Here is a 5,476-nt window from a genome sequence, read left to right on the forward strand (position 1 = left end):
GCGCGCGCACCGGGCCCGGCCACCGACACGCCTCCTGGCCCGTTGGAGTCCCAGCCCCAGCGCACGTCGCAGGCCGTGCTGGCGGCCACGCGGATCCGCGACGGGGACGCGCTGATGCGCGAGCGCCGCTACCGAGAGGCCGCCTTCGCCTTCCTCGACGCGGAGCACGCGGCACCGGATCACGTGGAGGCGCGCTTCAAGCTGGGCAACTCGCTGGCGGTGCTCGGCTACTACGCGCGCGCCATCGAGGAGTGGGAGGCCGCGTCGCGCCTCACCCAGGACGCCGCCATCCGTCAGAGCGCGCAGGACAACATCACCCGCGCGCGTGTGAAGCAGGGCGAGCTCGGGGCGTCGCCGCAGGCCGTGGGGCAGATGCCCGGTTCCGGGCCGGTGGCGGACACGACGCGGGCCCAGGCGCGCCGCGCCTACGAGCAGGGCGTCCAGAACATCAGCCAGCGCGCCTACGCGCCCGCGCTCCAGACGCTGTCGCAGGCCCTTCAGCAGGAGCCGCTCCTGACCGTGGCGTACATCGCGCGGGGCAGCGCCAACATCGGGCTGAGGCGCTACGCGGAGGCCGCGGCGGACTACCAGTTCGCGCTGAAGCTGGAGCCGGACGCGGCCTCGCCGCTGTACGGACTCGCGGAGGCGTACCGCGCGCTGGGCCGCAACCTGGAGGCCCGCGACCTCTACGAGCGCTACGCGCGCTCCACCGCCGCCGACGTGCGACCCGAGCTGAAAGAGGAGTCCCGCCAGAAGGCCGAGCGCCTGCGCTGACCGCTCGCCTGGTGGGCAGACGGGCATGGTCCGAGGGACTGTCCGGCCCACTATTTTAAAGGGCATGGACGGACGCGCTCGGACGGTGGAGGGGAAGCAGCAGCAGCAGGTCTTTCGCCCGCGCAGGGTGCTCGCCGCCGTGATGGCGGCGGCAGGCCTGTTATGGCTGGGCATCTTCGCCTGGCTGTTCCACTTCGACGGCGTGCCGCTGCAGACGTTCCTGTCCGCGGCCTTCTTCGTCGTCTTCTTCGGGGTGGCCGTCACCTACTACGGCCGCACCCGCATTGAAGTGGACGCCCGGGGCATCACCTGCCGGGGCATGGTGCGCACCCGGCGCTTCTCCTTCAGGGACATCCGCAAGCTGGACGTCCTCCCCGGGCCGGTGACGGTCTACGCCATCCGGGGCAGCCAGGGCTTCGTGCACTTCACCAGCTTCTTCCTTCACCACCGGTACCTGGCCCGGCTCCTGGTGGAGCGCGCTGGCCTCTCGCCCCTGCCTGCGTAGGGCGCGCGCACTTTCAGCCTGTCGCCGCCACCAGGGAGGTGACGAGCAGCGCACCCAGGGCCAGTGCGACGGCCCCGGCGATGATCCAGCCCTCCAGGCGCCGTGGCCCTCCTTCGGGAGGCCGCGGCGCTCCTGCGTCCGAGGGTTCCTCCACAACGGCGGCCGACCGGGGCACGGGCCGCGCCTCCCCTGAGGCCTCGTCGAACGCCGCCTGGAAGCGGAGCAGCGAGCGCCCCAGCTCCACGACGTCCCCATCCACCAGGGGAGCGGAGGTCTCCAGCCGCACGCCGTTGAGGAACACGCCGTTGGGCGTCCCCAGGTCCTCCAGCAAGAAGCCCGAGTCCTCGCGGCGGATCCGCGCGTGCATCCGAGACACGGCCCGGTCGCGCAGCCGCAGGGCCGCGCCGTCGCCCCGGCCGATGTCCGTGCACGCCTCCGCGAGCGCGTGACAGCGGCCCACGTCCAGTCCGGTGAGGCAGGTGAGGGAGGCGGCGCGCGACGGCGGGGTGTCCGCGTCCGTCAGCAGGCCCTTGAGCACCGCGACAGTGCCCACGCCGCGCCCGGGGGCGCTCGGCTCGGCGAGCACGCGCAGGCACATGCCGTCCGGAAGGCCCAGCACCTCGCCGGGCACCACCAGGCGCGACACGCCGGGCAGCACGCGCACCGCGTTCACGGTGAAGCTGCGCACCGCCTCCACCATGAGCCGCCCGGAGCCGATGCGCAGGGTCAACAGCCCCGGAGGAAGGCCCTCCAGGTGGACATGGTCATCGGGGCCGCCGCCCAGGAGGTGGAGGCCCTCGGTCAGCTCGAACGGGGTGGGGGTGCCCAGGTGCTCGAATTCGAAGCGCATGCGGACGCCCGGCAGCAAGCGTCACGCCTGCCACCGGACGTCGCGTTTTCGCGAGGTTGCCCCCAGGCCCCATCCAGCCCCGGCCTCCCATGTCCGGAGGCCGGGACGGCGGTGGGCCATCGCTTCTGTCTAGAAGGTGGCACCCAGGTTGATGGTGCCCACGTAGCGGCCGCCGCTGCTGAACGTCTCGTCGCCGCCCAGGTTCACATCGGACGGCGGCACGGTGAGCGCGAACTCCTGGTCGAACAGGAAGTTGTAGTTCACGCGTGCGTCCGCGGTGAAGCTGCCGATGTGCAGGCGCAGGCCCGCGCCCACCGGCACGTTGCCCACCGTGTCGTCCTGGAAGCCCAGGGCGGCGGAGCGCACGTTGTAGCGGCTCAGGCCCACACCGCCCATGACGTACGGCTGGAGCGGCGTGGCCGTCAGGCCCAGCGTCACCGCCGCCTGCGCGCCGTTGCGCACGATGTCCGGTCCGCTGGTGTCCGTCGTCAGCACGCGGCTGTCGTTGAAGTTGCTGATGGCGCCCGTGTAGCCCAGCTCGATGCCCAGCACGTTCGTCGGCTTGATGGCCACCGTCACGCCGTACGCCAGGCCTGGATCAATCTGGTCTCGCAGCCCGCTGGTGTAGCCCTCCACACCGCCGCCCACGAGGAACGTCAGGCCGCGCATGTCCGCCGACCTTCGCAGCTCCGTCGAAGCCGCCTGCGCGGAACCCGCCGCCAACACCGCCACCGCCGCCGCGCCAGCCAACAATCCCTTGCTCATGTGGTCCCCTCCCTGTGTTGGACCGAAAAGTGGGGTGGACTTTCGTCCATGCCAACCGGGCCTCGGGGGCCCGCCGGCTCGGTCGCCCTCCCTTGCGGACGGGTTGCCCATGCATGGGAAGCGCGCTGCCCCACCCGAGGAAGAACGCTTCCAGGAGGGCAGGGAAGGGTAGACTCCGCGCCTTCGATGCGCCTCCGCTCCCTTGCCCTCGTCCCGTTGCTGTCCTCCGTCCTGTTCGTGGGTGGCGCCTGCCGCGATGAACAGGCGGGCCCCGCCCACCGCACGCCCAAGCTGCCCGCGCCCACGACGCTGCGGACGCTCGACGCGGCCCCGGAGGGGCTCACCTTCCGCAGCGGCGCCACCTTCGCCGGAGGCTCCATCGTCTACCTGGGCGCGCGCGTGACGCCGGAGCAGGCCACGCCGGGGCAGCCGGTGCGCATCTCGCACTACTTCCAGGCCGTGCGCCCGCCGCCCCAGGGCTTCCACTTCTTCGTGCACATGGTGGATCCGGAGAGCGGCCAGATGCTGGCCAACGCGGATCACGAGTTCCAGGACGGCGCCGCGCCGCTGGAGACCTGGCCCGTGGGCCGGGTGCTGGAGGACGTGCACACCGTCGCCATGCCCGCCACGCCCGCCCGCCTCGCGTTGGGCTTCTGGAAGGGCGACGAGCGGCTCGCGGTGGATGATCCGCGCATGCAGTCGGGTGACAACCGGATGCGAGGCCCGCTCCTCGGCGGCGAGCCTCCCGCGCTGCCGGAGTACACCGTCACGCGTGTGAAGAAGGCGCCGGTGGTCGACGGGGCGCTGGACGACGAGGCCTGGAAGGGCGCGAAGCCGGTGACGCTCGCGGGCAGCTTCGACGGCCGGCCCGTGCGGCTGCGCACCCAGGCGCGCCTCGTCTACGACGACGCGAACCTGTACGTGGCCTTCGACGTGGAGGACCCGGACATCTGGGGCACGATGCGCAACCGCGACGACTCCATCTACGAGCAGGAGGTCGTGGAGGTGTTCCTCGACGCCAACGCGGACGGGCGCACGTACAACGAGCTGCAGGTGTCTCCCCACAACGTCATCTTCGACGCGTACTTTCCCGCACGGCGCCAGGGCATGGACCGTTCGTGGGACTCAGGCATGAAGACGGCGGTGAAGGTGCGCGGCACGCTGGACGACGCGTCCGACCGCGACGAGGGTTGGACGGTGGAGATGGCCATCCCGTTCAACCGGCTCGCGGAGGTGCCGCACATTCCGCCCCAGCCGGGCGAGCGCTGGCGCTTCAACCTCTACCGGTTGGAGCACCACGACCGCCGGCAGGTGGAAGGCCAGGCCTTCTCCCCCCTCTTCATCGGCGACTTCCACGCGCTGCCGCGCTTCGGGTGGCTCGTCTTCCAGTAGGCCGGCGCGTCAGGCGTGGGGTGAGATGTCCCACGGCGCATCCGCCACGGAGCGCTCCGCCGGGTCGCCCAGGAAGCGCACGAAGCCGCGGGACTCCAGCGTGTCGACGAGCTCCTCGGCCTCCAGCTCGGAGAACCGGTTGTCTCGCATGTCGAGCAGCATGTCGCGCATCAGGGACTTGCCGCGCAGGTAGCCCACGGGCTCGCCAGGGCCCAGGCGGGCCTTGAGTTGCGCGGTGAGCTGCCGGAGATCCAGGTCGTCGGAGATCATCACCGTTCAAGCTGGGCCTGCCTCCCACTCCCGGCAACGGGGGGCGGTGCGGAATCCACGCGCGGCAGGAAGGACACCAGCCGGACGTCCTCACCGTCGCTCTCCAGGGTGATGGCCCCATCGCGGTCGGTGCGCCAGCACTCGGTGCCCAGGGCCCGGTAGCGCGCCTCCACCTCCGGATGGGGGAACCCGTATCGGTTGCGCCGGCCCACGCAGAACACCGCGTGACGCGGCCGGGTGCGCTCCAGGAGCGGCGCGGTGGAGGACGTGCGCGAACCGTGGTGCGGCACCTTCAACACCGTCACCGGCCCCAGCGCCTCCTCGAGCGCGGCCTCGCCCTCCGCCTCCACGTCGCCCGCCAGCAGCACGGTGACGTCGCCATGGCGCACGCGCAGCACCACGCTCCGGTCGTTCGCGCCCTCCATCAGCTCGCGGTCCACGGGAGGCCCCAGCACCTCCAGCGTCGCCTCGCCCAGGACGAACGAGGCATGCCCCACCTCCACCTCCTCCACCGTGGCGCCCTTCGCGGCGGAGATGATCCGCCGGGACAGCGGCCCGTCCGCGCTCCCCGCGGACAGCCACAGGCGTCCGGTGGGCACCTGGGCCAGCGTCGACACGAGCCCGAGCGCATGGTCCGGATGCGGATGGGAGAGCACCGCGAGGTCCAGCCGAGACACGCCCTCCGCCTTGAGGAAGGGCAGGACGAACCGCTCCCCGGTATCCGCGCCCTCCGGAACGCCGCCCGCATCCACCAACGCATGGTGTCCCCGGGAGCGCAGCACCACCGCGTCCCCCTGGCCCACGGAGAGGAAGGTGATCCGCAGCGCGGGCTCTGGTGCGAGCACGGGCAGCAGCAGTGCGCCCAGCAAGGCCCCCGGAACGAGCAAGCCCAGCCATCGCCAGCGCCCCGCCCCCAGGGC

General features: G+C 72.0%; 7 protein-coding genes. 3 read left to right on the forward strand and 4 right to left on the reverse strand.

Going from position 1 to position 5,476, the window contains the following annotated elements; all coding sequences use genetic code 11:
* The coding region (locus D7Y11_RS41325; RefSeq protein ID WP_126936417.1) for a lipopolysaccharide assembly protein LapB at positions 1-774 on the forward strand (774 nt) is incomplete at its 5' end.
* A gap of 64 nt (positions 775-838) precedes the next feature.
* The gene (locus tag D7Y11_RS41330) at positions 839-1,279 is read left to right on the forward strand and encodes a PH domain-containing protein (protein ID WP_120581395.1); all 441 of its coding nucleotides are present in this window, start codon (positions 839-841) and stop codon (positions 1,277-1,279) included.
* A 13-nt stretch (positions 1,280-1,292) separates the two neighbouring features.
* Here D7Y11_RS41330 and D7Y11_RS41335 read toward each other — a convergent pair whose 3' ends face one another.
* Both D7Y11_RS41335 and D7Y11_RS41340 read right to left on the reverse strand, forming a co-directional pair.
* Entirely contained in the window at positions 1,293-2,129 is an 837-nt protein-coding gene (locus tag D7Y11_RS41335; RefSeq protein WP_126936418.1) for an FHA domain-containing protein, read from the reverse strand.
* A gap of 129 nt (positions 2,130-2,258) precedes the next feature.
* A complete protein-coding gene (locus D7Y11_RS41340) occupies positions 2,259-2,894 on the reverse strand; it encodes an outer membrane beta-barrel protein (RefSeq protein ID WP_120581394.1) in 636 nt (211 codons plus the stop codon).
* Positions 2,895-3,080: 186 nt separating this feature from the next.
* Between D7Y11_RS41340 and D7Y11_RS41345 the strand changes: the two genes are divergently transcribed.
* Positions 3,081-4,286: a carbohydrate-binding family 9-like protein gene (locus D7Y11_RS41345; protein WP_126936419.1), complete on the forward strand. Its 1,206-nt coding sequence runs from the start codon at positions 3,081-3,083 to the stop codon at positions 4,284-4,286.
* 9 nt (positions 4,287-4,295) lie between these two features.
* Here D7Y11_RS41345 and D7Y11_RS41350 read toward each other — a convergent pair whose 3' ends face one another.
* Entirely contained in the window at positions 4,296-4,556 is a 261-nt protein-coding gene (locus tag D7Y11_RS41350) for a hypothetical protein (protein WP_120566442.1), read from the reverse strand.
* Positions 4,556-5,476: ComEC/Rec2 family competence protein (locus D7Y11_RS41355; protein ID WP_148139278.1), on the reverse strand; the 921-nt coding region annotated here is incomplete at its 5' end. The genes D7Y11_RS41355 and D7Y11_RS41350, both read right to left, overlap by 1 nt.

The sequence above is a fragment of the Corallococcus sp. AB018 genome (assembly GCF_003986945.1).
Taxonomy (GTDB): Bacteria; Myxococcota; Myxococcia; order Myxococcales; family Myxococcaceae; genus Corallococcus; species Corallococcus exiguus.